Raw genomic sequence first — 24,883 nt, forward strand, 5'->3', positions numbered from 1 at the left:
TCGACCTCTTTTCGGCGTTCAGCCGCGGAACCAGTGCTGCGGCCGGGGTTGGATGTTCTGCCAGACGTGCTTTGGCTCTCGGTATTCGTCGAGGCCGGTCGGTCCCAGCTCCCGGCCGACGCCCGAGTGCCCGAAGCCACCCCATTCCGCTTGCGGCACATAGGGGTGGTAGTCGTTGATCCAGACCGTGCCGTGGCGCAGCCGGCGAGCGACCCGCTGGGCCTTGCCGGCGTCCTGCGTCCAGACGGCGCCGGCGAGTCCGTACTCCGTGTCGTTGGCGATGCGGACGGCGTCGTCCTCGTCACGGAAGCGCTCGACGGTGAGCACGGGGCCGAAGGACTCCTCGTGCACCACCCGCATGTCCTGCCGGCACTCGTCGAGGACGGTGGGCGGATAGTAGAAGCCGCCCGCCAGCGCGGGGTCGTCGGGGCGCTCGCCGCCGCAGCGCAGTACGGCGCCCTCGGCGAGCCCTGCGGAGACGTACGCCTCGACCTTCTCCAGGTGCTGTGCGGAGATCAGCGCCCCGGTCTCGGCCTGGGGGTCGAACGGGCCGCCGAGGCGGATGAGCCGGGCGCGGCGCACGATCTCCTCGACGAAGGCGTCGTGCAGGGAGTCCTCGACGATCAGGCGGGCGCCGGCCGAGCAGACCTGTCCGGAGTGCAGGAAGACGGCGGTGAGCGCGAAGTCGACCGCCGTGTCGAAGTCGGCGTCCGCGAAGACCACGTTGGGGTTCTTGCCGCCGAGTTCCAGGGCGACCTTCTTCACCGTCGCGGCGGCGGTGGCCATGATGCGGCGCCCGGTCTCAAGGCCCCCGGTGAAGGACACCATGTCGACGTCCGGGTGCACCGACAGGGGCGCGCCGACCTCCGCTCCGGCGCCCAGGACGAGGTTGGCCGCGCCGGCCGGGAGTCCGGCCTCCTCGAGCGCCTTCATCAGCAGGATCGAGGTGGAGGGCGTGAGCTCGCTGGGCTTGAGCACGATGGTGTTGCCCGCGAGGAGTGCCGGGGCGACCTTCCAGGACGCCTGGAGCAGCGGGTAGTTCCAGGGGGTGATCAGTCCGCAGACGCCGACGGGTTCGTAGGTGACCCGGCTGAGGGCGTCGTCGCGGCCGGTGTCGACCACCCGGCCGGCGCTGGTGCCGGCGATGCCGCCGTAGTAGCGGAAGCAGGAGACGACGTCGGCGATGTCGTACTCGCTCTCGACCAGGCGCTTGCCGGTGTCGAGCGACTCGGCGCGGGCGAACTCCTTGGCATCGCGTTCGAGGATGTCGGCGGTGCGCAGCAGCAGGACGCCGCGCTCGCGCTCGGGGGTGCGCGGCCAGGGGCCTTCGTCGAAGGCGCGTCGGGCCGCGGCGATCGCGGCCTCGGTGTCGGCGCGTGTCCCCTCGGACACGGTCGCGACCGGCGTGCCGTCGGCGGGACAGCGGATCTCACGGTGACCTCCGGCCACCGCCTCGCGCCATTCTCCGTCCACATACAGGTCTGCCACGCGCGGAGCCCTTCGACCGTTCGTTGCGCATCGCGCATCGAATTGCTTGTGGGGGAACCCTGACCGAAGGGCCGACGTACGTCAAGAGGTCCCGTCGTTTTCACAAGGGACGAACGTCCCCCGTCTTGACCGCCGACCGCCTTCACCCCAACTATGTTGCGTATTGCTCATCGCGTTGTGCATTACGCACCCGACGGAGGCCTGCGCATGTCCCCTCGACCGCAACCCGGCGACGAGTACGTCCTCACCTTCTCCTGCCCGGACAGAGCCGGACTGGTCCATGCCGTGAGTGGCTTCCTGGTCAGGAACTCGGGCAACATCCTGCAGAGCCAGCAGTTCGACGAGCGCCTTCGGGGCCGCTTCTTCATGAGGGTCCACTTCGATGTGTCCGATCCGGACATCACCCTGGAACATCTGCGTTACCGCTTCGGCCCCGTCGCCGAGGCCCACGGCATCTCCTGGACCCTCCGGGACGCCGCGACGCCGACGCGGACGCTGATCATGGTCTCGAAGTTCGGTCACTGCCTCAACGACCTGCTCTTCCGCCGCCGCACCGGCGCCCTCAACATCGAGATCCCGGCCATCGTCTCCAACCACCGGGACTTCGAGACCCTCGCGGAGACCTACGACGTCCCCTTCCACCACATCCCGGTGACCAAGGAGACCAAGCCCGAGGCCGAGGCGCGCCTGCTGGAGCTGGTCCGGGAGCTGGACGTCGACCTCATGGTCCTGGCCCGCTACATGCAGGTGCTCTCCGACGACCTGTGCAAGGAGCTGGAGGGCCGCGCCATCAACATCCACCACTCCTTCCTGCCGAGCTTCAAGGGCGCGAAGCCCTACCAGCAGGCGTACGAGCGCGGTGTGAAGCTGGTCGGCGCGACGGCCCACTATGTGACGCCGGACCTGGACGAGGGCCAGATCATCGAGCAGGACGTGGTCCGGGTGGACCACTCCCTCGACCCCGACGAACTGGTCACGGTCGGCCGCGACGTCGAGGCCCAGGTCCTGGCCCGCGCGGTGAAGTGGCACACCGAGAGCCGCGTGATGGTGGACGGCAACCGCACGGTCGTCTTCCGCTGAGGCGCTCCTGCCGATCGGGCGGGGCCGGAACCACCGGGGTTCCGGCCCCGCCCGATGTTCGTACACGGCTGTTGTATACGGCTGTCCGGTACATACGGCTGTCCGGGCTCAGCCGAGCCCGTCGAGCAGTGCGCGGCGCCAGCTCTCGGTCTCCGCGATCTGGTTGAAGGTGAACAGGTGCAGGCCCGCCACGCCCGACGAGGGCGCCGTGAGCGTCTCCGCCGCGCGCGTGAGCAGTCTCTCGGGCGCGTACCCGCCCGGCGTCGCGAACCGCAGGAACCACGACGGGTGCCGGCTCAGGAAGCGCGTCGACTCCCCCACGCCGATCTTCGTCGCCATGGTCAACAGCTTGGCCCGCTGCACCGGCCCGGCGACCCCCACGTACACGGGCAGCGTGATTTCCCGGCGCCTTATCCGGGGGATCCAGTCGCCGAGCACGCGCGGGTCGAAGCACAGGTTGCCGACGATGTACGTGGCGTGCGCGCGCTTGTCCCACATCGCCTGGATGGTGATGTCGTCGTGGATGAGCGGATGGCTCTCCGGATAGCCGGTGATCCCCATGTGCGCGAAGGGCCTGCCCAGCTCGCTGAGCCTGCGCAGCACCGGCAGGGCCCCGTCGTAGGTCCCGGCCGGCGGATCGGCGTCTCCCGCCGGCACGAACACGTCGTCGACACCCGCCGCACGCAGCCGCTCGGCGACGTCCTTCAGGTGCGCGTCGTCCCGCAGCAGACGTGCGGGCACGTGCGGGACGACGCGGAAGCCGTGCGCGGTGAGCCGTTCGGTGAGGGCAAGGGTCGGCTCCAGGCCCTTGACCGGCGACGCCGTGACCGTGACCACGACGTCGGGCGGAACATGGGCGAGGACCTTCTCCTCGGTCGCCTTCGCCGGCAGCACCTCGTAGCGGACGCGGCCGAGCAGCGCCCGCAGGGCCTCGGCGCCCAAGGCCTACCCGGCCTGCTTCTGGGCGTCGCGGTGCCGGTAGTAGGCGGCCTTGGAGGGCGCCGGCGGCTCCTTGCCGAGGATGAGGTCGGCCGCCTTCTCGGCGATCATCATCACCGGGGCGTAGATGTTGCCGTTGGTGACGTACGGCATCACCGAGGCGTCCACCACGCGCAGCCCCTCCAAGCCGTGCACCTTCATGCTCAGCGGGTCGACGACGGACATCTCGTCGGTGCCCATCTTGCAGGTGCACGAGGGGTGCAGGGCGGTCTCGCCCTCCTTGGCGACCCAGGCGAGGATCTCCTCGTCGGACTCGACGGAGGGTCCGGGCGAGATCTCGCCGCCGTTGTAGGGGGCGAGCGCGGGCTGGTCGAGGATCTGGCGGGCGACGCGGATGGCCTCGACCCACTCGCGGCGGTCCTGCTCGGTGGACAGGTAGTTGAAGCGCAGCGCGGGGTGTTCGCGCGGGTCCTTGCTCTTGATCTTCACGGAGCCGATGGCGTCGGAGTACATGGGCCCGACGTGCACCTGGTAGCCGTGGCCCCCGGCCGGTGAGGAGCCGTCGTAGCGGACCGCGACGGGCAGGAAGTGGAACATCAGGTTGGGGTACTCGACGTCCTCGTTGCTGCGGGCGAAACCACCGGCCTCGAAGTGGTTGGTGGCCGCCGGGCCCTTGCGGAACAGCCACTGCAGCCCGATGAAGGGGGCGCGCCACTTCGCCATGTACGGCTGCATGGAAACGGGCTGCTTGCAGGCGTACTGGACGTACACCTCCAGGTGGTCCTGCATGTTCTCACCGACACCCGGCAGGTCGTGGACGACGTCGATGCCGAGGGCGGACAGCTCGGCGGCGTTGCCGACGCCGGAGAGCTGGAGCAGCTGCGGGGAGTTGATGGCGCCGCCGCACAGGATGACCTCACCGGCCCTGACCTGCTGAGGCGCGCCACGGCCGTGCCGGTACTCGACGCCGACGGCGCGCTTGCCCTCGAAGAGGACTCGGGTGACGAAGGCGCGGGTCCTCACCGTGAGGTTCGGCCGCTTCATCGCGGGCTTGAGGTACGCCTTCGAGGCCGACAGCCGACGCCCGCGGTGGACATTGCGGTCGAACTTGGCGAAACCCTCCTGCCGGTAGCCGTTGACGTCGTCCGTGGGGGCGTAGCCCGCCTCCTGGGTGGCCTTGAGGAAGGCGGTGAAGAGCGGGTTGGTCGCCGGGCCGCGCTCGAGGACGAGGGGACCGTCGTGGCCGCGGAACTGGTCGTCGGGGTCGGCCGCGAGGCAGTTCTCCATCCGCCGGAAGTACGGCAGACAGTGCGCGTAGTCCCAGGTCTCCATGCCGGGGTCGGCGGCCCAGCGCTCGTAGTCCATCGGGTTGCCGCGCTGGAAGATCATTCCGTTGATGCTGCTGGAGCCGCCCAGCAGCTTGCCGCGGGCGTGGTAGATGCGCCGACCGCCCATGTGGGGTTCGGGCTCGGACTCGTACTTCCAGTCGTAGAAGCGGCTGCCTATGGGGTAGGTCAGCGCCGCGGGCATGTGGATGAACACATCCCAGGGGTAGTCGGAGCGGCCCGCCTCCAGCACGAGCACCCGGTTTCCGGGGTCGGCCGAGAGCCGGTTCGCCAGTGCGCTGCCGGCTGATCCACCGCCGACGATGACGAAGTCGTAATGCAGGGGAGCCATGGTGCCTCGTCTCGCTCGCTCGCTCGCGCCGTCGATACGCGGGGCATGCTAGTACGGGTATCGCTATACGCACTAGGTTGCGGAAAGCGCAACTTGCAAGGTCTTCGTTTCGCGGGGGTTACTTGCATGGTCGTTGTTTACTGCGCGTATAGTTTCACCATGAGCAACTTCAGTCCGGATACCGAAACGAACGGTTCACACGCCGGCGGGGTGCAGTCCGTCGACCGCGCCATCAGTGTGCTCGAGATCCTGGCCCAACGCGGCGAGGCAGGCGTCAGCGAGGTGGCCGCCGAGATCGATGTCCACAAGTCCACCGCGTTCCGGCTGCTCGGCGCCCTGGAGGCGCGCGGTCTTGTGGAGCAGTCGGGCGAGCGCGGCAAGTACCGGCTCGGCTTCGGCATCGTACGCCTGGCGGGCGCGGTCACGGGGCGCCTCGACCTCACCCAGCAGGGCCGTCCGGTGTGCGAGCGCCTCGCGGAGGAGATCGGCGAGACGGTCAACATCGCCGTCATGCAGGAGCACTACGCGATCAACCTGTACCAGGTGCGCGGTCCCGCCGCCGTCGCCGCGCACAACTGGGTCGGGGAGCTGACCCCGCTGCACGCCACCTCCAGCGGCAAGATCCTGCTGGCCCACCTGCCCGCCAAGGAGCGCGCCGCGCTGCTGGCGGAGGCCGGCCTGAAGAAGGTGACCCCCCACACGGTCACCGCCAAGACGAAGCTGGAGAAGAACCTCGCGGAGGCCCGCGAGCGCGGCTACGCCTGGACGCTGGAGGAGCTGGAGATCGGACTGCACGCGATGGCGGCGCCGATCCGCGACCGCGAAGGCCAGGTCATCGCGTCGATCAGCGCCTCCGGACCCTCGTACCGGTTCACCGAGGAGCGCATGCACGAGCTCGCGCCGGTGCTCCTCAAGGGTGCGGAGGAGATCAGCCACCGCATGGGATACCTCGGCTGAGCGTGCTTTCGCGTGCGCGCCGGCCGCGGCCCCTCCGCCTCCCCCAGGGCTACTCCGGCTGCCGGGTGCCGAGGCGCTCGTGCACCCAGTCGTGGAAGGCGCCGATGTGGTGCTCGCTGGGCACGAGCACGCCGCCCTTGGCGTACAGCCGGGAGCTCATACCGGGCTGCGTGCGCTCACAGGCGTCGAAGTCCTGGCGGTTGACGCGGTCGAAGAGCTCCACGGAACGGCTGACGTCCTTGCCGCTCTCCACCACGCCCGGCAGGTAGAGCCAGTCGCACTCGACGATCGTGCGGTCGACCGCCACCGGGTACATGCGGTGGAAGATCACGTGGTCGGGCACCAGGTTGATGAAGACCTGCGGCTTGACGGTGATCGCGTAGTAGCGGCGGTCCTGCTCCTCGGAGACCCCGGGGATACGGTCGAGGCCCTCGGAGCCGTCGACGGTGAAGCCCTGGATCTCCCCGCCGAACTCGGCGCCGTGGCCGACGTAGTACTGAGCCGCGTAGCCGTCCGCGAACTCGGGGAGCACCTCGGTCAGTTCCGGATGGATCGTGGCGCAGTGGTAGCACTCCATGAAGTTCTCGATGATGAGCTTCCAGTTCGCCTTGACGTCGTAGACGATCCGCTTGCCCACCGCCAGGTTGTCGATGTCGTAGCGCTCGATCGACTCCACGTCGCCGAGGCGGGTGATCACCTCGCCGATGACGTCCTCCTCGAAGGAGGGCGGGTTCTCCGCGAGGCACACCCAGACGTAGCCGAGCCATTCGCGGACGGCCACGCTCACCAGGCCGTACTCGGTGCGGCCGACGTCGGGCATCTTGGTGAGGTTGGGGGCCGCGACGAGCTTGCCGTTCAGGTCGTAGGTCCACGCGTGGTACGGGCACTGGAAGGCGCGCTTGACCTCGCCGGTCTCCTCCGTGCAGAGCTTGGCGCCGCGGTGCCGGCAGACGTTGAAGTAGGCGCGTACGGAGTTGTCCCGGGCCCGGGTGACGAGGATGCTCTCGCGGCCCACGTCGACGGTGCGGAAGGCGCCGGGCTTGGGCAGGTCGGACGCCCGGGCGACGCAGAACCACATCGTCTCGAAGATCCGCTCCTGTTCCTGGGCGAAGATGCCGGGGTCCGTGTAGGAGGAGCCGGGGAGGGTGGCGATCAGGCTCTCCGGCAGGCTTGTCGAGGTCACGCTGCACTCCTCGGGAAACGTCATGGAAGGGTCGGGCACGCGCCGGGAAGAGCACGGGCTGCGTTGTGTATGAAGCAACGCTGCGTGTCATATGCAACGCAGCATGAGAGGCCGCATCGGCGGTGTCAAGACCTGGCCGCGGTGAACTGCTTGCGCCAACGGGTGAACAGCCTCGGCTGGTTCATCCCGAGCACGGCGACCGGCGTACCGGCCCTGCGGTAGACGGCCAGGAAACTCCGCTCGTCGGTGGCGCCTTCCTCGACCGTCACACTGTCGGCACCGGCGGCATGGCCGACGAACTGGATCTTCACGCCGTACTGGTCGGACCAGAAGTACGGCGGCCGCGGCACGCCCGGCTGCGTCGCGCCGTACGCGAGCAGCGTGGCCACGGCCGCGTCGGGCCGCTCCAGTGCGCCCGTCCAGTGCTCCACGCGCCGGTGGGTTCCGGTGTGCGGGTCGTACCAGTTGGCGCAGTCGCCGACGGCCACCACTCCGGCGAGGCCGGTGCGGCCGTCGGCCCCGCACTTCACGCCGTTGTCGAGCGCGACGCCGGATCCCTCGAGCCACTCGACGCAGGGACGTGCGCCCACACCCACGACGACGGTGTCGGCGGGGATGCTGCGGCCGTCCTCGAGCAGCACGGCTTCCACGCGCCGCTCCCCGCTCAGCCCCTTGACCCCCATTCCGCACAGGAGCCGTACGCCGTGGTCCGCGTGGAGGGCGGAGACGACGCCGCCCATGGTCTCGCCGAGCGGTCCGGCAAGCGGGGTGGGGGCCGCTTCGACCACCGTCACGTCCACTCCGAGGGTGTAGGCGGTGGAGGCGACCTCGGCGCCGATGAATCCGCCGCCGATCACCACCAGCCGCCCGCCGCGGGCCAGGTCGTCGCGCACGGCGCGGGCGTCGTCCAGGGTGCGCAGCACATGGACGCCGGCGAGGCCCTCGGTGCCGGGCAGCGTGCGCGCGGCCGCACCGGTCGCGATGACGACACCGTCGGCACGGATCTCCCGGCCGTCGGCGAGCCGGATCACCCGCTCGGCGCGGTCGAGCCCGGTGGCACGGGTGCCGAGCACCCATTCCGCCTGCAGGTCCTCGTCGTCCCTCTCCAGCGCGAGATCCGCTTCGCCGAGTGTGCCGGCGAGGAACTCCTTGGACAGCGGCGGCCTGTCGTACGGGCGGTGGGGCTCGTCGCCGATGACGACCAGCCGACCGTCGTACCCCCGTTTCCGCAGCGAGCGCGCGGCCGACAGTCCGGCCAGCGAGGCGCCCACCACGGCGACGGTCCTCACGCGGGGCCTCCGGCCAGGCGGGAGGCGATGCAGGGCGGCAGGTTGGGGGCCTCGGTCGACAGCTGGACGTAGATCATGCCGTCCTCGACCAGGACCTCGTGGGTCCGCACCGGCAGCTTGGCCGGCGGGGCGTCCACCGCTCCGGTCCTCAGGTCGAACTTCGAGGCGTGCAGCGGGCATTCCACCTCGCAGCCCTCCAGCCAGCCGTCGGCGAGCGAGGCGTCCTGGTGGGTGCAGGTGTCGTCGATGGCGAAGAGCTCGCCGTCATCGGTGTGGAACACCGAGACCGGCGGGTCGATGTCGAGCCGGTGGGCCTCGCCTCGCGGCAGATCCGCGAGACGGCACGCGGGAATCATCATGACACCTCGGTGCGTATAGCGAAACGGATTGCGATTAGCGCAACGTCAGTCTGCGGGCCGTCCTGAACCGTTGTCAAGGCGTCCAAGGCCCGGGTTGAGCCGGGTCCGCGGCCGGTTCTCCGCGCACGCCGAAGCGCCCTCGAAAGCGGAGGTGAGCAGGCGCGACAGGCGTGGGCGCGGGGCAGCGGCGGCCTCGCCGACGGCGCCGTCGTCGGACGTCACCGGGGCGAGGCCGTGCTGCGGCGGTCAGAAGCCGCGGTCGATCCACTCCTGAAGGTGCGGCGCTTCGGCGCCGATGGTGGTCGTCTCCCCGTGGCCGGTGTGTACGACGGTGTCGCCGGGCAGCGCCAGGAGGCGTCGACCGATCGAGTCGATGATGGTGGGGAAGTCGCTGTACGACCGCCCCGTCGCCCCCGGACCGCCGGCGAAGAGCGTGTCGCCACTGAAGAGGGCGCCGAGAGCCGGCGCGTACAGGCAGACGGCGCCCGGGGCGTGGCCGGGCGTGTGGAGCACGGTCAGCTCGGCGCCGGCGACCGCCACGGTCTGCCGGTCTGTCAGTTCCGCGTCGGGCGCCCGGTCCGGATGGGTCTGCTTCCACAGCGGCAGATCGTCGGGGTGCAGGAGGACCGGGGCGCCGGTGCGCTCGCCCAGGGCGGGGGCTGCGCCGATGTGGTCGTTGTGGGCGTGGGTGCACACGATCGCCGTCAGGCGCCGGTCGCCGACGGCGGCGGCGATGGCGTCGGCGTCGTGCGCGGCGTCGATGACGATCACCTCGTGGTCGTCGCCGACGATCCACACGTTGTTGTCGACGTCCCAGGTGCCGCCGTCGAGGGTGAACTGCCCCGAGGTGACGAGCCGTTCGATGCGCGCGTCCATCACAGCACCACCACCGAGCGCAGCACGTCGCCGTGGTGCATGCGCTCGAAGGCCTTCTCGACCTCGTCCAGTGCGATGGTCTCGGTGACGAAGGCGTCCAGGTCCAGGCGGCCCTGCAGATAGAGGTCGATGAGTATGGGGAAGTCGCGGGAGGGCAGGCAGTCGCCGTACCAGGACGACTTCAGCGCCCCGCCTCGGCCGAAGACGTCCAGCAGCGGCAGCTCCAACTGCATCTCGGGGGTCGGTACGCCGACCAGAACGACCGTGCCGGCCAGGTCGCGGGCGTAGAAGGCCTGTCGGTAGGTCTCCGGACGGCCCACCGCCTCGATGACGACATCGGCGCCGAATCCGCCGGTCAGGTCCCGGATCGCCGCCACCGGATCGGTCTCCCTCGAGTTGACCGTGTGGGTCGCGCCCAGTTTCTCCGCGGTGGCCAGCTTGCGGTCGTCGATGTCCACGGCGATGATCTTCGCCGCACCCGCCAGGTTCGATCCGACGACCGCCGCGTCCCCGACACCGCCGCAGCCGATGACGGCCACGCTGTCACCGCGTCCCACGTTCCCGGTGTTGATCGCCGCGCCGATGCCCGCCATCACGCCGCACCCCAGCAGTCCGGCGGCGGCGGCCGACGCCGCCCGGTCCACCTTGGTGCACTGCCCGGCCGCCACCAGCGTCTTCTCGGCAAAGGCACCGATGCCGAGCGCGGGCGACAGCTCCGTGCCGTCGGTCAAGGTCATCTTCTGCTGGGCGTTGTGCGTGTTGAAGCAGTACCACGGCCGACCGCGCAGACAGGCACGGCACTGGCCGCATACCGCACGCCAGTTGAGGATGACGAAGTCACCGGGCGCCACGTCCGTGACACCCTCGCCCACCGCTTCCACCACGCCCGCGGCCTCATGCCCCAGCAGGAAGGGGAAGTCGGCGCTGATGCCGCCCTCGCGGTAGTGCAGATCGGTGTGGCAGACGCCGCAGGCCTCTATCTTGACCAGCGCCTCGCCCGGACCGGGGTCGGGCACGACGATCGTTTCCAGGCTGACGGGGGCGCCCTTGCCCCGGGCGACGACAGCACGGACCTGGTGAGCCATGGCCACTCCTCGGCTGACAGAAGGTCGAGACGTTGCCGTTGCCTATTACGACACGCATCTCGTATTTCGCAACACAGCATCGTGGAGAGCGCAGCAGGGGTCAAGGATCCGTCATGCAATCCGAGGGAAGCTGTCGGCATTGGTCCGGGCAAGGGCGGACCGTATCGCGCTGCCGGCCACACGAGCGAGGCCGCGCTGCGCTGACGCCCGTCGTCAGCCTTGCCGGAGGTGACGACGAAGGTCACCAGCCTGCTCGCGGCTGGTGACAGCGGGCGGTGAGCCCCGGTCTGTACAAACCTTCGACGCGACGGGCTCAGGCCACCCAGCGGGGCCGGCCGGCGGCGGCCGAGGGCAGGAGGCCGTCGGCGAGGGCGGTGGCCATACGGCGCACGGCCTCGCGCAGGGTGTCGGGAGGCATGGTGCAGGGGATGAGGAGGCGTTGTTCGAAGATGCCGGGGTCGGTGTCGCGAAGTAGGCGCCGCCCTCGATCCGCACGCCGTAGTCCAGTGCGCTCTCGGCCGGCGCCGAGGCGATGGGCTCGGTACCAGCGCGCTGATCGCCTGGGCCAGGTGGCGGTAGGCGGGTCTCGTCCCGGCCGGGTCGGGCAGCATGGCGGCGAGCTGTGAGCCCCCGGTCTTCGCTCGACGCGATGCACGCTCTCCAGGGGCCGGTACGGAGTCGAGTCGGCCATACCACTCTCCCGGGAATTGGCCGTGCTGCCGGAGCCAATCACACGAACGGGCTCGCAGTCGGCGGCCTCGATGAACCGGGCGCTGAGGCCGACGGCTGGGCAAGGAGCGTCGGCATGTGGGCACGGCCCCGGTGATCGGGGCTTCCGTCCGCTCGGTCCCCTCTGCTTCACCGTGGCACCGTGGGCTGCCGCGCTCCCCCGGTGAAGCCGGAGGAACACAGACCTGCACGGGGCATCATCGCCCTGACGTCACTTCGAAGCGGGCGGGTGCGGCCGGCTTCTGAAGGAAGCCCTGAAGCAGCATGAGCCCGACCAAAGGCGGTTACAGATGACTACAGTCGCACCTGGGCCAACCCTTGGGACCCTGGCCTTGACCTGGGAAAAGCGCCGGTTCGAAGCCGACATGGCAGAGTGAGGGGCCAGCCGTGTTCTATTACCTGCTCAAATACGTCCTTCTCGGACCGCTGCTGAGACTGGTCTTCCGGCCGCGCATCGAGGGCCTCGAACATGTTCCGGCTCAGGGGCCGGCCATCATCGCCGGCAACCATCTCTCTTTCTCCGACCACTTCCTGATGCCCGCGATCCTCAAACGGCGCATCACATTCCTCGCCAAGGCCGAGTACTTCACCGGCCCCGGCATCAAGGGCCGGCTCACCGCCGCGTTCTTCCGCAGCGCCGGTCAGATCCCGGTGGACCGCTCCGGCAAGGAGGCCGGGCAGGCCGCGATCCGCGAGGGCCTCGGCGTCCTCGGCAAGGGTGAACTGCTGGGCATCTACCCGGAGGGCACCCGCTCCCACGACGGCCGCCTCTACAAGGGCAAGGTGGGCGTCGCGGTGATGGCCCTCAAGGCGAAGGTGCCGGTCATCCCCTGCGCGATGATCGGCACCTTCGAGGCGCAGCCGCCGGGCCAGGTCATCCCCAGCATGCACCCCGTGGTGATCCGCTTCGGCAAGCCCCTGGACTTCTCCCGCTACGCCGGCATGGAGAACGAGAAGGCCGTCCTGCGCGCCATCACCGACGAGATCATGTACGCCATCCTCTCCCTGTCCGAGCAGGAGTACGTCGATCAGTACGCGGCGGTCGTCAAGGCGGAGGAGGGGGCGAAGAACGCGGAGCGGGCTCGCAAGCTCCCGCGGCTGCCGCTGAGTTGAGGGCACGTCGGCGGACGACGAAGGGGCGGCCGGGATCGGCCGCCCCTTCGCGCGTGCGTGTGGCGAAGACCGCGTACTACGGCTTCGGCGTGGCGTGCGGCGTGCACGTCACGTCGGCGCCGTCCGTCCTGCCGGTGAGCAGGTAGGTGTCGACCCGGTTGTTGATGCACGGGTTGACCAGACCGGTCACACCGTGGGAGCCCGCGTCCTTCTCGATGATCAGGCGGGAGCCCTCGAAGCGCTTGTGGAGCTCGACCGCGCCGTCGAAGGGCGTCGCGGCGTCACGGGTGGACTGCACGATCAGGACGGTCGGCAGGCCCTTGCCGGTCCCCACGTCGACCGGGTTCTGCTGCTTGACGGGCCAGGTGGCGCACGGCAGGTTCATCCATGCGTTGGCCCAGGTCATGAAGGGGTAGTCCTTGTTGAGCCGGGTGTTGTCCCGGTCCCACTTCCGCCAGCTCTTCGGCCACTTGGCGTCGGTGCACTCGACGGCCGTGTAGACGGCGTTGCCGTTCTCGGAGGCGATGTTGCCCGCCGTGTCCGACGGGTCCGGCGCCGCCGCGTCGACGAGCGCCTGGGTGTCTCCGGCGACGTACTTGCTGAAGACGGTGGCGACCGGCACCCACGAGGAGTCGTAGTACGGGGCGCTCTGGAAGAAGGAGATCAGCTCGGCCGGGCCGACGACACCGCCGATCGGGCTCTTCTTCGCCGTGGCGCGCAGCTTCAGCCACTTCTCCTGCACCGCCGCGCGGGTGGTACCCAGGTGGAAGGAGGCGTCGTTCGCGGCGACCCAGTCCTCCCAGTCCTTCCAGCGGCCCTCGAAGGCGACGTCCTGGTCGAGATTGGCCTGGTACCAGATCTTCTCGCGCGACGGGTTGACCACGCTGTCGACGATCATGCGCCGGAGGTGGCCCGGGAACAGCGTGCCGTAGACGGCGCCCAGGTAGGTGCCGTACGACACGCCCAGGTAGTTGAGCTTCTTCTCGCCCAGCGCGGCACGGATGACGTCCAGGTCGCGCGCGGTGTTGGGCGTGGTCATCTGCTGGAGCATCGCGCGGCCGGTGCGCTCCAGGCAGCCCTCCGCGTACTCCCGCGCCAGCTTGCGCTGAGCGAGCTTGTCCGCCTCGGAGTCGGGGACCGGGTCCGCCTTGGGCGCCTTCACGAACTCCTGCGGGTCCGCGCAGGAGATGGGCGCCGAGTGGCCGACGCCGCGCGGGTCGAAGCCGACGAAGTCGTACGCCTTCGCCACGTTGGCCCAGACGGGGTTCTTGGTGGTGACCCGGCGCGGGAAGCGCAGCCCGGAACCGCCGGGTCCGCCCGGGTTGTAGACGAGGGCGCCCTGGCGCTCCTGCTTGGTGCCCGTGTTCCCGATGCGGTCGACGGCGAGCCTGATCTGCTTGCCGTTCGGGTGGGCGTAGTCGAGCGGGACGGTCACCCAGCCGCACTGGATGGGCTTCTCCAGGCCCCAGTCGGCCGGGCAGTCCTGCCAGTCGATCCCGTCCTTGGCGGCCCGTGCGGCGGCGATCGCGGCGCCGCGGGCCTCCCGGTCCTGGCCGTGGCGCGAGTCGGCGGTGGCCGACGGTGCCGCCACGGCGCCGGCTATCAGCGTCGCCGTGACGAGCGCCCCCGCGGAGCCGAGCGCGGACGCTCGCCTCGTCGGTCTGATTCCCCTCAAGAGGGACCTCCCGTACATCGTTGCGTTGGGTACGGGGGATCCTTTCGGCTGTGAGCTCCCTGAGAACAGGGGGTATTTGACTTTCTTTACCAATCCGATAACCGGTACAGCGCTGTCCGTTGAGCGGGGAGTCGGGTTTCAGCCAAGTGCGCGCAACGCCTCGTCCAGCGTCCGCCGCAGCCGCAGCGCGTCGGGCGCGACCGCGGTGACGAGCACGCCCGGCCCGGCCAGCGGGGTGAGCGCGGCGCACTCCCCGAGCGGCCGTGCCGTCGCCGGCGTTCGCTCGAACTCGGGCCGCACGACGAGCAGTTGCCCGAGCGCCCGATGTCCCGCCAGCACGGCGGCCCCGTCCCAGCCGCCGGGGGCGCCCGGTCCGCAGGCCACCTCCTGGTCGAGCAGCGGCCGTCCGTCAAGCCGTACGGTGAGACGGCTGGTGAGCCGCCCGGGCTCCTCACCGGCGCGCCCGAGGACCTGTTCCTCGCGGAAGACGAGACGGGCGCCCGGCGCGAGGTCGATGCGCGAGGAGACGTACAGCTCGCTTCCGTTGGCCGAAATCAACTGTTCGGGCAGCCAGCGCAGTTCACCGTCCGCGGCCACGTCGAGCCGGAGGTCGTAACGGGCCTCGCCCTTCGCCTGCCCGGGCAGCGCGATGGTCGCGGCGGCCGATCCGACGTGCAGCAGGGCGCCACTTCCCACCTCGGCCTCGACGGTGAAGTGGTCCCCGCCGAGCGGCCCGCTCATCGCGCCGACGAGCATCACGCGCGCCTCGTCGTCCCGCGCCCGCGTCCGGCGCAGCGCGAGCGGCCCCTCGCCCGCCAGCACCGGCAGGGCCGTACCGCCCCGGCCGTCGTCCCGGGCCACGATCCGCGCGGTGGCCCGTACCCCCGTGGTCACGCCGCCCATGCGGCGAGCCGCTGCCGCACCCAGTCGGCGACCGCGCCCACACCGGCCTCACTGCGCAACGACTGGAAGACGACGGGCAGCTCGCCCCGCTGCGCCTTGGCGTCGGCGGCCATCCGGGCGAGGTCGGAACCGACGTACGGCGCCAGGTCCGTCTTGTTGACGACGAGCAGATCGGCGGTCGTGACACCGGGACCGCCCTTGCGCGGGATGTCGTCCCCGCCGGCGACGTCGATGACGAAGATCTGCGCGTCGACGAGCCCCTTGGAGAAGGTGGCGGTGAGGTTGTCGCCGCCGGACTCGACGAGGATGAGGTCGAGCGGCCCGACGGCGTCCTCCAGGTCCTCGACGGCTTCGAGGTTGGCGGAGATGTCGTCCCGGATGGCGGTGTGCGGACAGGCGCCGGTCTCCACGGCGGTGATCCGCTCAGGCGGCAGCACGGCCTCCCGCAGCAGGAACTCGGCGTCCTCCCGGGTGTAGATGTCGTTGGTCACGACGGCGAGCGACAACTCGTCCCGCAGGGCTCGGCAGAGCGCGGCGACCGTGGCGGTCTTCCCTGACCCGACGGGCCCGCCGAGCCCGATACGCAGAGCTCGGCGGGATCCGTCGGGCCGGTGGGCGTCGGCGCTGAGGGCGGAGGGGCCGTCGTGAGTGTGGTCGAGGTGCATAAAGCGGCTCCAGGATTTCATGGCTGAGGTCGAACGAAGCTCAGAGGGCGGCGCCTTCTCAGCCGGGTCCGGCACCACCAGCCCGTCTGGGGATCCCCCTACTCGAAGAGCTTGGGGGGAGTTCGAGGACGAGGCCGTTCAGGCCGACGGGGTCCAGGGGGCGGAGCCCCCTGGTGGGGTCGCAGGAGCGGAGCCCCTGGGGGACGGGAAGGGGTAGGGGCGGGCGCGGGCGACAAACCTCCTAGGATGCGAACAGGCGCACGGGCCAGGCGGCATGCGCCTCAGCGCCGATCTCCAACAACGGCGCCGAAGCCGCAGGCAACCTCTCGACCCCGTCGTCGAGCACGCGCCGACCCGCCTCCACTGCCCGATCGGCAACACGATCGAGCTCCGGCGCGAGCCGAGCCAGAACCGCCGTGGCGTCGAACGGATCGAGACTCAACAACCGCACAACAGCGGTCGCCGGCCCGCTGACACTCTCATAGGCCGAGCAGTACGCCGCATCCTCGGCCCCCAGCCCTGCCGCGCGCGCCGTCACCCCCAGGACAACTGGCTGATGCGCCCCCTTGGGGAACGCGTGCGCAAGAGCGTCCAGTTCCCCGGAGGGCCATGTCGCCCGAGCGGCCCGCATCAGCTGCCGCCCCAGCCTGCGCGCGGTGACGCGCAGCGCGGCCGACGGCGTACGGGCGTCCGCGGCGGCGTCGAGCAGGGCCGGGTCGACGCCGAGGGCGGCCGCCGCGGCCAGCGAGGCGGACACCAGCCCGGCCGTGCGCAGCCGCCCGCGGCAGAAGTCCTCCAGACTCGCGGCCCCGGTGATCCGTCCCGCGCGGACGGCCGCCTCGGCCCCGCCGGAGTGGGCGTGCCCTCCGGCGGGGAAGCGGCCGTCGGCCAGGACGAGAAGCGCTGCCCGGGACATCAGAAGAGGAAGTAGCGCTGGGCCATGGGCAGTTCCGCGGCGGGTGTCGCCTCGACCAGCTCGCCGTCGATGTGGACGGCGAAGCTGTCCGGGTCGACCTCGACCCGGGGCCGGGCGTCGTTCTCGCGCATGTCCGCCTTGGTGACGCCGCGCGTCGACTCGATGGCCACGAACCTCTTCCCCAGTGCCAGCCGCTCCGGCAGCCCGTCCTCGATCGCGAGCGGTGCCACGAAGTTGAAGGAGTTGGACGCGGGCGCGCGCCCGATCGCCCCGTACATCGGGCGCGGCAGGATCGGCTGCGGGGTCGGGATGGACGCGTTGGCGTCGCCCATCTGGGCGTACGCGATCTGCCCGCCCTTGATCACGAGCTGGGGCTTGACGCCGAAGAACGCGGGCTCCCACAGCACGAGGTCGGCGAGTTTGCCGGTCTCGACGGACCCGATCTCGCGGGCGAGGCCCTGGGCGAGGGCCGGGTTGATCGTGTACTTGGCGACATAGCGACGTACGCGGTGGTTGTCCGCGCGGCCGTCGCCCGGCAGCGTGCCCCGCCGTCGCTTCATCACGTGGGCGGTCTGCCAGGTCCGCAGGACGACCTCGCCGACGCGCCCCATGGCCTGGGAGTCGGACGAGATGATCGAGATGGCGCCCAGGTCGTGGAGGATGTCCTCCGCCCCGATCGTGGACGGCCGGATCCGTGACTCCGCGAAGGCCAGGTCCTCCGGCACGGCGGGGTTCAGGTGGTGGCAGACCATCAGCATGTCGAGGTGTTCCTCGGCGGTGTTGACGGTGAACGGCCGGGTGGGGTTGGTGGAGCTGGGCAGCACGTGCGGCTCGGACACCACGGTCATGATGTCCGGCGCGTGCCCGCCACCCGCGCCTTCGGTGTGGTAGGCGTGGATGCCCCGGCCGTTGATCGCGGCGAGGGTGTCACCGACGAACCCGGCTTCGTTGAGCGTGTCCGTGTGGATGGCGACCTGGATGCCGGTGCGGTCCGCGACGGTCAGGGCGGCGTCGATGACGGCGGGCGTGGAGCCCCAGTCCTCGTGCAGCTTCAGGCCGAGGGCGCCGCCGCGGATCTGGGAGAGCATCGCGTCGTGCGAGACGGTGTTGCCCTTGCCGAGGAGGCCGATGTTGAGCGGGAAGCCCTCCATCGCCTCCAGCATCCGGGCGAGGTGCCAGGGGCCGGGCGTGACGGTGGTCGCCTTGGAGCCCTCCGCGGGTCCGGTGCCGCCGCCGACCAGCGTGGTGATACCGGCGGCGAGGGCCTCGTCGGCGATCTGGGGGCAGATGAAGTGGACGTGCGCGTCGATGGCGCCGGCGGTGAGGATGCGGCCGTTGCCGGCGATGATCTCCGTCTCCGGGCCGAGGACCAGGTCGGGGTGGACCCCGTCCATGGTGTCCGGGTTGCCCGCCTTGCCGATGGCCGTGATGCGGCCGTCGCGGATGCCGACGTCCGCCTTGACGATGCCCCAGTGGTCGATGATGACGGCGCCGGTGATGACGGTGTCGGGGGTGCCGTCCGCGCGGGTGGCGCGGGACTGGCCCATGGATTCCCGGATGACCTTGCCCCCGCCGAACACGGCCTCGTCACCGGCGAGCCCGGGACCGCCGGCACGATCCTCCTCGATCTCGATCAGGAGGTCGGTGTCGGCGAGCCGGATGCGGTCCCCGGTGGTCGGGCCGAACAGGTCGGCGTACGCGGCGCGCGAGATCTCAGGCATCGAGGGCACCTCCGGTCTCCCCGCGGAGTCCGGGCACCACACGGGCCCCGGCGAGCGGGACGAGTTCGACGTCCACGGGGATGCCGGGCTCGAAGCGCACGGCGGTCCCGGCGGCGATGTTCAGCCGCTTGCCGCGCGCGGCGGCCCGGTCGAAGTCCAGGCCGGGGTTGGCCTCGGCGAAGTGGTAGTGGGAGCCGACCTGGACGGGCCGGTCGGCGGCGTTGAGGACGGTGAGCCGGGTGACCTCGCGGCCCTCGTTGTAGACGATCGGGCCGTCGTCGAGCAGGATCTCTCCGGGAATCATGCGGCCTCCCCCCGTCAGACGATCGGGTCGTGGACGGTGACGAGCTTGGTGCCGTCCGGGAAGGTCGCCTCGACCTGGACGTCGTGGATCATCTCGGGGACGCCCTCCATGACGTCGTCCCGGGTGAGCAGCTTGCGCCCGGAGGCCATGAGCTCGGCGACGGTACGTCCGTCCCGTGCGCCTTCGAGGATGTGCGACGTGATGAGCGCGACCGTCTCGGGGTGGTTGAGCTTCAGCCCCCGGGCCCGGCGCTTCTCGGCGACGTCGGCCGCCACATGGATCAGCAGCCTCTCTTGCTCGTGCGGGGTCAGTTGCACGTCCCACCTCACAGTCCTCGCTCCGGACCGTGCGGGGCCCGGTTGCCGCAGCCACGGGGCAAAAGTGCCTGGTGGCGTGGAGGGGCAGGCTAATTGCAACGCGTTTCGAGCACGTTAACCGGGGACCGGCGGCCACTGCGCCGGGCGCGAGTCCGGCGCGTCGCTCGCCGAACGCAAAAAATCCGCGGCGCGGCACGGCTCGCGGAGCCCGAGCCCGGGTCCGGCGGCGCGCCGTTCATCGCACCTCGACCGTCCTGCAGGGCCTTCGCCCGCCGTCAGGAGCCGCCCGGCCACCGGCCCCCGTCAGGAGGCGCCCGGTCGCCGGTGTTCCGCAGCGATGCCGAAGCGGTGGCGTTCGCGGGGGGCCGAGCCGGCTTCGCGGACGCTGGAGACCGAGCTGATCACCTGCTCCTCCGCGGCGTCCAGCTCGGCGAGCCGCTCGAGGTCGGCGGCGGAGACCAGGGCGACGAGAGGCTTTCCGTGCCGCGTCACGACGACGCGCTCGCCGCCGTACACGACGCGGTTGATCAGATCGGCGAGCTCAGCCCTGGCTTGCGTCACCGGAATCTCGTAGGCCATGACGTCCAGCTTAGAGCCCCGAACAAAATGGGCGCCCGGCTCGCGACGCCTGGCACGCACTCCCCCAAGCTCTTCGAGCAGGGGGGACCACCCCCAGCCGCGCTGCCGGAAGGCCCTGGTAGCTCCGCCACGAGGACCTTCCGGCGCCTTGCGATCGGACGCGCCGGACGCCGCGAGCTGATCTGACTCCCCTCTTGTTCGGGGCTCTTAGACCGAAGCCTCCACCGGCCTCCCGGGATGGAAGCGGGGCCTCGGGCGGGCTCGATCCGACGCGCAGCCGTTTTCGCTGACAGCATGCTTCCCACCAAGGAGAACGTACGTCCTGTACATTTTTTTACGGAGCCAGCCCGAGGAGGCGTATGTCATGAACCGACCGTCCGCCCGCCATGTCCTGCCCGAGTTCACCGAACGCACCGGCTACGGCCACCGGACCCTCGATCCGTACGCGAAGCTCCTCCAGGAGCGGATCGTGTTCCTCGAGACGCCGGTCGACGACACGTCGGCCAACGACGTGATGGCGCAGTTCATGCACCTGGAGTACCTGGACCCGGACCGGGACATCTCGCTGTACATCAACTCCCCCGGCGGCTCCCACAGCGCGATGGCCGCCATCTACGACACGATGCAGTACGTCGGCTGCGACGTGGAGACGATCTGCCTCGGACAGGCGGCGTCCGCCGCGGCCGTCCTGCTCGCCGGGGGCACACCCGGCAAGCGGTTCGCGCTTCCTGGCGCCCGTATGGTCATCCATCAGCCGTCCCTGCCGGAGCCGGTTCAGGGGCAGGCCGGCGACCTGTTCATCCAGGCCGACGAGCTGACGCGGATCCGCGGCCGCCTGGAGGAGATGCTCGTCCGGCACACCGGGCAGAGCCCGCAGCGGATCGCCGCCGACATCGAGCGGGACACGATCTTCGACGCGCCGGCGGCGGTGGAGTACGGCCTGATCGACCGCGTCATCCCGAGCCGCAGGGCCTCGCGCACCACACCCGGCGCGAGGTGAGCCGCGGATGCTGCCACCGGAACTGCCCCCGCTGCCCGCGCTGACCCGGGCCGAGGCGGAGTTGATCGACCGTTATCTCGACGTGGTCGACCTGCTGGGCCGTATCAACCCGGCGCACTCCGGGGACACCTACCGTGGCCTGCGCGCCGCCCAGGCCCTGGTGACCAAGGCGACGGCGCTGCGCGAGGCGCTGACGCTGATGCACCAGCGCGGCGAGAACGAGCTGCACGGACCGACCCTCGCCCGGGCCCTCCGTGTCCTCGACGGCGAGCGCCGCGCGGCCCGCGTCACGCTGCCGCCGGACCCGGACTGACGAAGAGTGAGCGCTCCACGCACGGCGGACGGTTGCCCATGCGGGCCGAACGGGGTACCGCCGGCTGGGTAGTTCTCTCTCCTCCCGGAGGCCCGGAGCAGTCGCACAACATGTGGAGCGCCAGGGCGGAATGATCTGCTCCGATGCAGGTCCGGGCCTCGCCCGCCCTCTCAACCCCCTTCGAACAAAAGGTTGTCCACCCGAACGGGCGAGTGGTGAGTAATGCCACAAACCCCCGATTCCGTTGTGATTTTCCGACGCCTTTAGGTGAAGATCCCTTCCTGACGACAAGCCCCCGCCACCGCGGCGGGGCGGTCCGGGCGGACGCCGAGTCCTGCCGCCGCCCGGATGACCGGTCGACAGGAGTGGATCGGCAGGAGTGGAGGACCCAGCAAGGCGGGCCGCCGGAGAGATCCGGGTGGTCCTTGGGGTGAAGCCGCGTCAGCGGCCGGGCTACTTCGCCAGCCCGAATCCGACAGGTCATCCTTCACAGGCGGCTGACGAAGGGTTGCGCATGACTGCGCTCAATCGAGTCCCGTCGCTGCTGGGCCGGGCCGGAACGGCCTCCGCCCTCACCATCGCCGCCGTCGGCGGCAGCATTGCGGTCCCCGGCATCGCCTCCGACGCGTCCGCCGTGACCCCTGCGACGAAGGCACTGCAGGTCGCGGCGTCCAAGAAGGGATCTCCCTACCAGTACGGCGCCGCGGGACCGCGTCGCTTCGACTGCTCCGGGCTGACGCTGTACGCGTTCAAGAAGGCGGGCAAGACCCTGCCCCGGACGGCGGCGGCGCAGTACAACAAGACGCGGCACATCTCCGCCTCCCAACGGCAGTCCGGGGACCTTGTGTTCTTCCACTCGGGCCGGAACGTGTACCACGTCGGCATCTACGCCGGAAAGGGCAAGATCTGGCACTCCCCGAAGACCGGGGCGGTCGTCAGGCTGGAGAAGATCTGGACGAAGAGCGTCTGGTACGGCCGCGTCCGCTGAGGCCGTACGGCGGGGGTGACGGCGGTTGTCTGCCGTCACCCCTCGACGCGCTCCGGACCCGCCAAGCCCACCGCTGGGAGCAGAGGGCGCGCAGGGCACAGCGCGCACAAGGGCGCAACAGGGCGCTGGAACCCCCGTAGGTGCGGCGCGCGAACGTGTCGCGGACGCCCGCGCCCGTCACCCCGAGGAGCGACCGTCGGGAGCCTCCGTTCTCCCACGGGCGTGTGAGGACGGGCGCACCGGGGCGGGCGTGAGGAGAGGGGAAGCGGATACTCGTTGACCATGGCCGATCGACCTTCCGAGCAGGCACGACGCGAGACCCCCCTGGAGCGTGCCGACCGCAACTTCGCCGAGTTGCTGCAGGAGCTGCGTGTCACCCAGACAGGGGTGCAGATCCTGTTCGCGTTCCTGCTGACGCTGGCCTTCACCCAGCGCTTCCCGACCCTGGACACGGTGCAGCGCGCCACCTACGTGACGACGCTCCTGCTCGCCATGCTGGCCGCGGCCCTGTTCACGGCGCCCGCCGCACTGCACCGGTCGCTGTTCCAGCAGAACGCCAAGCCCGCCATCGTGAAGGTCTCCTCCCGTCTGGCCACGATCGGAATGGGCGTGCTGATGCTGGCGTTCACCGGATCGGTCCTGCTCGTGGTGGACGTGTCCCTCGGCCGCGTGGCCGGGATCGCGGCCGGCGCGGGAACGCTGCTGGTGTGCGTGGCACTGTGGCGCGTCCTGCCCTGGGTGGTGCGGCGCGCGGTCGTCGCACCGCGGCGGGCTACCGGAGCGCCGGAGAAGCGAGAGCCGCACGAGGGACACCGGTGACCGCCGGGTCCTCGGCAGCGGTACGCACGGCGGCGGCCCGGCGCGAGCACCGTTCACGCTTCCCCTGGTCCCGGTGATGCCGCGACCGGCTGCATCGGCTTCGTCCACGGCAGTTCGATCGCGACCGTCTTGCCGCCTTCGCGCGTGGGCCGCACGCTCAGCTTCCCGCCGCACTCGGCGGTCAGACACCGGATGATCACCATGCCCCGCCCGTTGTCCTGCTGCACGGCCGCCGGCAGGCGCTTGGGGAAGCGCGGGTGGCTGTCGGTGACCCCGATGCGCAGTAACTCGTCCCGGTCGAGCGCGATGTCGACCGTGAACGTGGGCGACTGCCCGAGGGTGTGCTGAACGGCGTTGGTGGCGAGTTCGGAGACGATCAGGCGGACGGTGTCGGCGACTTCGGCGTCGCCGGGCATCCCCCATTCGACGAGGACGCTCGAGACGTATTTTCGGGCGGCGGAGACCGAGGCGGGATCGCTCGGCAGAGTGACGGATGCTTCCTGATGGTCTGCCATGGCGACGTCGTCCCTTTCCTACGGGACCGGAGTCCGACACGGAGCGGTTGGTACGAGTAACGGTCCCGGACTTGGTGCTGCGCGCCAGACTGCCACCACCTGGGCCCTGTCGGGCCCGATCCCCCGAGATATGCATATATCTGTCGCTCGAAGCGGTGAACTCTGCGACGACCGAGCGAGTTCGGGGTGCGCTCGGGCTCATCCTCTACCGTCTCGCCCTGAAACCGCGCGCCGTGCGGAAGGAGTCGGCCATGCAGTACGGACCAGCGGTGCGCCGCCGCAAGCTCGGCGCCGAATTGCGCGCCCTGCGCGCCCGGGCGGGGCTCACGAGCGGGGAGGCTGCCGGCCTCGTCGGCTGGCACCAGTCGAAGGTGAGCCGGATCGAGACGGGCTCCAGCGGGGTCAAGCCGGCGGACGTACGCCTGCTGCTGGACGCGTACGACGTCCAGGATCCCGAGTTGCGGGACCTGCTGCTGGCGCTGGCGGGCTCGGAGGAGGGCGGTGGCCGGCAGAACTGGTGGCACGCCTACCGCGGGGTGCTGCCGCCGACCTACCGGGATTTCATCAGCCTGGAGTCCCAGGCGAGCGGCATGCGCACCCTGGAGACCTCCGTGGTGCCGGGCCTGCTGCAGACGCCCGAGTACGCCCGGGCCGTGACCCGGGCCGCTGTCGGCACCCTGGAGGACGCCAAGCTGGACGCCCTGGTGGAGGTGCGGCTGGCCCGCCAGGACGTGCTGCGCGCGGATCCGCCGCTGGAACTGAGCGCGGTCCTGGACGAGGCGGTGCTGCGGCGGGAGATCGGCGGGCCGGGGGTCATGGCGCGGCAGCTGAGGCGCCTGCTGGAGGCGGCCCGGCTGCCCCAAGTACGGCTCCAGGTCCTGCCGTTCACCGCCGGGGCCCACATCGGCATCACCGGACCTTTCGTTATCTTCTCATTTCCGAGCAGATCCGATCTGGATGTAGTCGTTCTCGACCACTTGACGAGTAGCCTCTATCTCGAGCGGAAAGAAGACCTCCAGGCCTACAGCGAGGCCTTCACGTCCCTTCAGATCCACGCCCTTTCGCCCGAGGAATCGTTGGATTACATCGCCGCGTTGGCCGGCGACGCGTAAGGAGGCAACATGTCAGCCCCCCACATCCCTTCCAGCACCTGTCTCGACGGTGTGCGGTGGTTGCGCAGCAGCCGTAGTACGGGAATGAACAACTGTGTCGAGACCGCCCGCCCGGGCCCCGGTCCCTGGGCCGGACGGGTGGCCGTACGCGACTCCAAGAAGGTGACCGGACCGGCCCTGACGTTCAGCCCCGAAGCGTGGAAGGAGTTCCTGAAAGGGCTGAACTGACCACGTCCATCGGCGGAAATCGGCGGTGAGTGAGCCGATTTCGAGCCACATTC

26 protein-coding genes and 1 riboswitch are annotated in these 24,883 nt (G+C 70.4%); of the genes, 9 read left to right on the forward strand and 17 right to left on the reverse strand.

The genetic code is table 11. From position 1 onward, the window contains the following. Positions 1-18 precede the first annotated feature (18 nt). Complete coding sequence (locus AB0N14_RS14020; protein WP_366025895.1) at positions 19-1,488, reverse strand: aldehyde dehydrogenase family protein; 1,470 nt, start codon at positions 1,486-1,488, stop codon at positions 19-21. 207 nt (positions 1,489-1,695) lie between these two features. Here AB0N14_RS14020 and purU point away from each other — a divergent pair, with 207 nt between their 5' ends. Further along, on the forward strand, positions 1,696-2,568 hold the full coding sequence (gene purU / locus AB0N14_RS14025; protein WP_366025896.1) for a formyltetrahydrofolate deformylase: 873 nt from the start codon (positions 1,696-1,698) through the stop codon (positions 2,566-2,568). Between the two features lie 108 nt (positions 2,569-2,676). Here purU and AB0N14_RS14030 read toward each other — a convergent pair whose 3' ends face one another. Next, the gene (locus tag AB0N14_RS14030) at positions 2,677-3,510 is read right to left on the reverse strand and encodes a 5,10-methylenetetrahydrofolate reductase (RefSeq protein ID WP_366025897.1); all 834 of its coding nucleotides are present in this window, start codon (positions 3,508-3,510) and stop codon (positions 2,677-2,679) included. A gap of 3 nt (positions 3,511-3,513) precedes the next feature. Further along, a complete protein-coding gene (gene betA / locus AB0N14_RS14035) occupies positions 3,514-5,184 on the reverse strand; it encodes a choline dehydrogenase (protein WP_366025898.1) in 1,671 nt (556 codons plus the stop codon). Positions 5,185-5,343: 159 nt separating this feature from the next. On the opposite strand from betA, the gene AB0N14_RS14040 reads away from it, so the two are divergent. Next, positions 5,344-6,141 (forward strand): IclR family transcriptional regulator, encoded by a 798-nt coding sequence (locus AB0N14_RS14040; RefSeq protein ID WP_366025899.1) that lies wholly within the window; start codon positions 5,344-5,346, stop codon positions 6,139-6,141. Between the two features lie 49 nt (positions 6,142-6,190). Here the strand turns inward: AB0N14_RS14040 and AB0N14_RS14045 are convergent, their stop codons facing one another. The 5 genes from AB0N14_RS14045 to AB0N14_RS14065 all read right to left on the reverse strand — a co-directional run bounded on the left by AB0N14_RS14045 (position 6,191) and on the right by AB0N14_RS14065 (position 10,933). After that, a complete protein-coding gene (locus AB0N14_RS14045) occupies positions 6,191-7,324 on the reverse strand; it encodes an aromatic ring-hydroxylating dioxygenase subunit alpha (protein WP_366025900.1) in 1,134 nt (377 codons plus the stop codon). 125 nt (positions 7,325-7,449) lie between these two features. Next, complete coding sequence (locus AB0N14_RS14050) at positions 7,450-8,613, reverse strand: FAD-dependent oxidoreductase (protein ID WP_366025901.1); 1,164 nt, start codon at positions 8,611-8,613, stop codon at positions 7,450-7,452. Then, positions 8,610-8,972: a bifunctional 3-phenylpropionate/cinnamic acid dioxygenase ferredoxin subunit gene (locus AB0N14_RS14055; RefSeq protein ID WP_200422084.1), complete on the reverse strand. Its 363-nt coding sequence runs from the start codon at positions 8,970-8,972 to the stop codon at positions 8,610-8,612. Before AB0N14_RS14055 ends, AB0N14_RS14050 begins: the two co-directional genes overlap by 4 nt. A 246-nt stretch (positions 8,973-9,218) precedes the next feature. Further along, complete coding sequence (locus tag AB0N14_RS14060; RefSeq protein ID WP_366025902.1) at positions 9,219-9,848, reverse strand: MBL fold metallo-hydrolase; 630 nt, start codon at positions 9,846-9,848, stop codon at positions 9,219-9,221. Next, entirely contained in the window at positions 9,848-10,933 is a 1,086-nt protein-coding gene (locus AB0N14_RS14065) for an S-(hydroxymethyl)mycothiol dehydrogenase (protein WP_366025903.1), read from the reverse strand. Before AB0N14_RS14065 ends, AB0N14_RS14060 begins: the two co-directional genes overlap by 1 nt. Before the next feature lie 1,116 nt (positions 10,934-12,049). On the opposite strand from AB0N14_RS14065, the gene AB0N14_RS14070 reads away from it, so the two are divergent. After that, positions 12,050-12,775: a lysophospholipid acyltransferase family protein gene (locus tag AB0N14_RS14070; RefSeq protein ID WP_366025904.1), complete on the forward strand. Its 726-nt coding sequence runs from the start codon at positions 12,050-12,052 to the stop codon at positions 12,773-12,775. Positions 12,776-12,851: 76 nt separating this feature from the next. Here the strand turns inward: AB0N14_RS14070 and AB0N14_RS14075 are convergent, their stop codons facing one another. The 8 genes from AB0N14_RS14075 to AB0N14_RS14110 form a co-directional block, all read right to left on the reverse strand. After that, positions 12,852-14,450, reverse strand: a complete 1,599-nt coding sequence (locus tag AB0N14_RS14075) for an alpha/beta hydrolase (RefSeq protein WP_366025905.1) — start codon at positions 14,448-14,450, stop codon at positions 12,852-12,854. 138 nt (positions 14,451-14,588) lie between these two features. Next, the gene (locus AB0N14_RS14080) at positions 14,589-15,353 is read right to left on the reverse strand and encodes an urease accessory protein UreD (RefSeq protein WP_366025906.1); all 765 of its coding nucleotides are present in this window, start codon (positions 15,351-15,353) and stop codon (positions 14,589-14,591) included. Beyond that, the gene (gene ureG, locus AB0N14_RS14085) at positions 15,341-16,018 is read right to left on the reverse strand and encodes an urease accessory protein UreG (RefSeq protein WP_366025907.1); all 678 of its coding nucleotides are present in this window, start codon (positions 16,016-16,018) and stop codon (positions 15,341-15,343) included. Before ureG ends, AB0N14_RS14080 begins: the two co-directional genes overlap by 13 nt. 241 nt (positions 16,019-16,259) lie before the next feature. Then, positions 16,260-16,934 carry an urease accessory UreF family protein gene (locus tag AB0N14_RS14090; RefSeq protein WP_366025908.1) on the reverse strand — a complete coding sequence of 225 codons (675 nt, stop codon included), beginning with the start codon at positions 16,932-16,934 and terminating at the stop codon, positions 16,260-16,262. Next, positions 16,934-18,655, reverse strand: coding sequence for an urease subunit alpha (locus AB0N14_RS14095; RefSeq protein WP_366025909.1), 1,722 nt, complete (start codon positions 18,653-18,655; stop codon positions 16,934-16,936). The genes AB0N14_RS14090 and AB0N14_RS14095 overlap by 1 nt, the downstream gene beginning before the upstream one ends. Further along, positions 18,648-18,959, reverse strand: a complete 312-nt coding sequence (locus tag AB0N14_RS14100) for an urease subunit beta (protein ID WP_366025910.1) — start codon at positions 18,957-18,959, stop codon at positions 18,648-18,650. The genes AB0N14_RS14095 and AB0N14_RS14100 overlap by 8 nt, the downstream gene beginning before the upstream one ends. Before the next feature lie 14 nt (positions 18,960-18,973). After that, complete coding sequence (locus AB0N14_RS14105) at positions 18,974-19,276, reverse strand: urease subunit gamma (protein WP_366025911.1); 303 nt, start codon at positions 19,274-19,276, stop codon at positions 18,974-18,976. Positions 19,277-19,579: 303 nt separating this feature from the next. Next, complete coding sequence (locus AB0N14_RS14110; protein ID WP_263228719.1) at positions 19,580-19,855, reverse strand: type II toxin-antitoxin system Phd/YefM family antitoxin; 276 nt, start codon at positions 19,853-19,855, stop codon at positions 19,580-19,582. A gap of 364 nt (positions 19,856-20,219) precedes the next feature. On the opposite strand from AB0N14_RS14110, the gene AB0N14_RS14115 reads away from it, so the two are divergent. From AB0N14_RS14115 to AB0N14_RS14130, 4 genes are all read left to right on the forward strand, one after another. Beyond that, positions 20,220-20,855 (forward strand): ATP-dependent Clp protease proteolytic subunit, encoded by a 636-nt coding sequence (locus tag AB0N14_RS14115; protein WP_366025912.1) that lies wholly within the window; start codon positions 20,220-20,222, stop codon positions 20,853-20,855. 7 nt (positions 20,856-20,862) lie between these two features. Beyond that, a complete protein-coding gene (locus tag AB0N14_RS14120) occupies positions 20,863-21,168 on the forward strand; it encodes a hypothetical protein (protein ID WP_366025913.1) in 306 nt (101 codons plus the stop codon). Between the two features lie 315 nt (positions 21,169-21,483). Continuing rightward, positions 21,484-21,679: riboswitch (cyclic di-AMP (ydaO/yuaA leader) on the forward strand. Between the two features lie 3 nt (positions 21,680-21,682). Beyond that, complete coding sequence (locus AB0N14_RS14125) at positions 21,683-22,156, forward strand: C40 family peptidase (protein ID WP_366025914.1); 474 nt, start codon at positions 21,683-21,685, stop codon at positions 22,154-22,156. 282 nt (positions 22,157-22,438) lie between these two features. Next, positions 22,439-22,975 (forward strand): DUF6328 family protein, encoded by a 537-nt coding sequence (locus tag AB0N14_RS14130; protein ID WP_366025915.1) that lies wholly within the window; start codon positions 22,439-22,441, stop codon positions 22,973-22,975. A 53-nt stretch (positions 22,976-23,028) separates the two neighbouring features. Here AB0N14_RS14130 and AB0N14_RS14135 read toward each other — a convergent pair whose 3' ends face one another. Next, a complete protein-coding gene (locus AB0N14_RS14135) occupies positions 23,029-23,490 on the reverse strand; it encodes an ATP-binding protein (RefSeq protein WP_366025917.1) in 462 nt (153 codons plus the stop codon). Positions 23,491-23,741: 251 nt separating this feature from the next. Between AB0N14_RS14135 and AB0N14_RS14140 the strand changes: the two genes are divergently transcribed. Together AB0N14_RS14140 and AB0N14_RS14145 are read left to right on the forward strand one after the other, a co-directional pair. Next, a complete protein-coding gene (locus AB0N14_RS14140) occupies positions 23,742-24,602 on the forward strand; it encodes a helix-turn-helix transcriptional regulator (RefSeq protein WP_366025918.1) in 861 nt (286 codons plus the stop codon). Positions 24,603-24,611: 9 nt separating this feature from the next. Continuing rightward, on the forward strand, positions 24,612-24,830 hold the full coding sequence (locus AB0N14_RS14145; RefSeq protein ID WP_200422102.1) for a DUF397 domain-containing protein: 219 nt from the start codon (positions 24,612-24,614) through the stop codon (positions 24,828-24,830). Positions 24,831-24,883: the final 53 nt, after the last annotated feature.

It is taken from the genome of Streptomyces sp. NPDC051104 (genome assembly GCF_040682835.1).
Taxonomy (GTDB): Bacteria; Actinomycetota; Actinomycetes; order Streptomycetales; family Streptomycetaceae; genus Streptomyces; species Streptomyces cynarae.

Excerpts from the sequence above, each read along its gene's own strand:
- AB0N14_RS14130 (WP_366025915.1), top strand. The coding sequence starts at position 22,439 with ATGGCCGATCGACCTTCCGAGCAGGCACGACGCGAGACCCCCCTGGAG.
- purU (WP_366025896.1), top strand. The coding sequence starts at position 1,696 with ATGTCCCCTCGACCGCAACCCGGCGACGAGTACGTCCTCACCTTCTCC.
- AB0N14_RS14040 (WP_366025899.1), top strand. The coding sequence starts at position 5,344 with ATGAGCAACTTCAGTCCGGATACCGAAACGAACGGTTCACACGCCGGC.
- AB0N14_RS14055 (WP_200422084.1), bottom strand. The coding sequence starts at position 8,972 with ATGATGATTCCCGCGTGCCGTCTCGCGGATCTGCCGCGAGGCGAGGCC.
- AB0N14_RS14090 (WP_366025908.1), bottom strand. The coding sequence starts at position 16,934 with ATGTCCCGGGCAGCGCTTCTCGTCCTGGCCGACGGCCGCTTCCCCGCC.
- ureG (WP_366025907.1), bottom strand. The coding sequence starts at position 16,018 with ATGCACCTCGACCACACTCACGACGGCCCCTCCGCCCTCAGCGCCGAC.
- AB0N14_RS14110 (WP_263228719.1), bottom strand. The coding sequence starts at position 19,855 with ATGGCCTACGAGATTCCGGTGACGCAAGCCAGGGCTGAGCTCGCCGAT.
- AB0N14_RS14065 (WP_366025903.1), bottom strand. The coding sequence starts at position 10,933 with ATGGCTCACCAGGTCCGTGCTGTCGTCGCCCGGGGCAAGGGCGCCCCC.
- AB0N14_RS14135 (WP_366025917.1), bottom strand. The coding sequence starts at position 23,490 with ATGGCAGACCATCAGGAAGCATCCGTCACTCTGCCGAGCGATCCCGCC.
- AB0N14_RS14140 (WP_366025918.1), top strand. The coding sequence starts at position 23,742 with ATGCAGTACGGACCAGCGGTGCGCCGCCGCAAGCTCGGCGCCGAATTG.
- AB0N14_RS14060 (WP_366025902.1), bottom strand. The coding sequence starts at position 9,848 with ATGGACGCGCGCATCGAACGGCTCGTCACCTCGGGGCAGTTCACCCTC.
- AB0N14_RS14125 (WP_366025914.1), top strand. The coding sequence starts at position 21,683 with ATGACTGCGCTCAATCGAGTCCCGTCGCTGCTGGGCCGGGCCGGAACG.
- AB0N14_RS14145 (WP_200422102.1), top strand. The coding sequence starts at position 24,612 with ATGTCAGCCCCCCACATCCCTTCCAGCACCTGTCTCGACGGTGTGCGG.
- AB0N14_RS14100 (WP_366025910.1), bottom strand. The coding sequence starts at position 18,959 with ATGATTCCCGGAGAGATCCTGCTCGACGACGGCCCGATCGTCTACAAC.
- AB0N14_RS14095 (WP_366025909.1), bottom strand. The coding sequence starts at position 18,655 with ATGCCTGAGATCTCGCGCGCCGCGTACGCCGACCTGTTCGGCCCGACC.
- AB0N14_RS14115 (WP_366025912.1), top strand. The coding sequence starts at position 20,220 with ATGAACCGACCGTCCGCCCGCCATGTCCTGCCCGAGTTCACCGAACGC.
- AB0N14_RS14120 (WP_366025913.1), top strand. The coding sequence starts at position 20,863 with ATGCTGCCACCGGAACTGCCCCCGCTGCCCGCGCTGACCCGGGCCGAG.
- betA (WP_366025898.1), bottom strand. The coding sequence starts at position 5,184 with ATGGCTCCCCTGCATTACGACTTCGTCATCGTCGGCGGTGGATCAGCC.
- AB0N14_RS14080 (WP_366025906.1), bottom strand. The coding sequence starts at position 15,353 with ATGGGCGGCGTGACCACGGGGGTACGGGCCACCGCGCGGATCGTGGCC.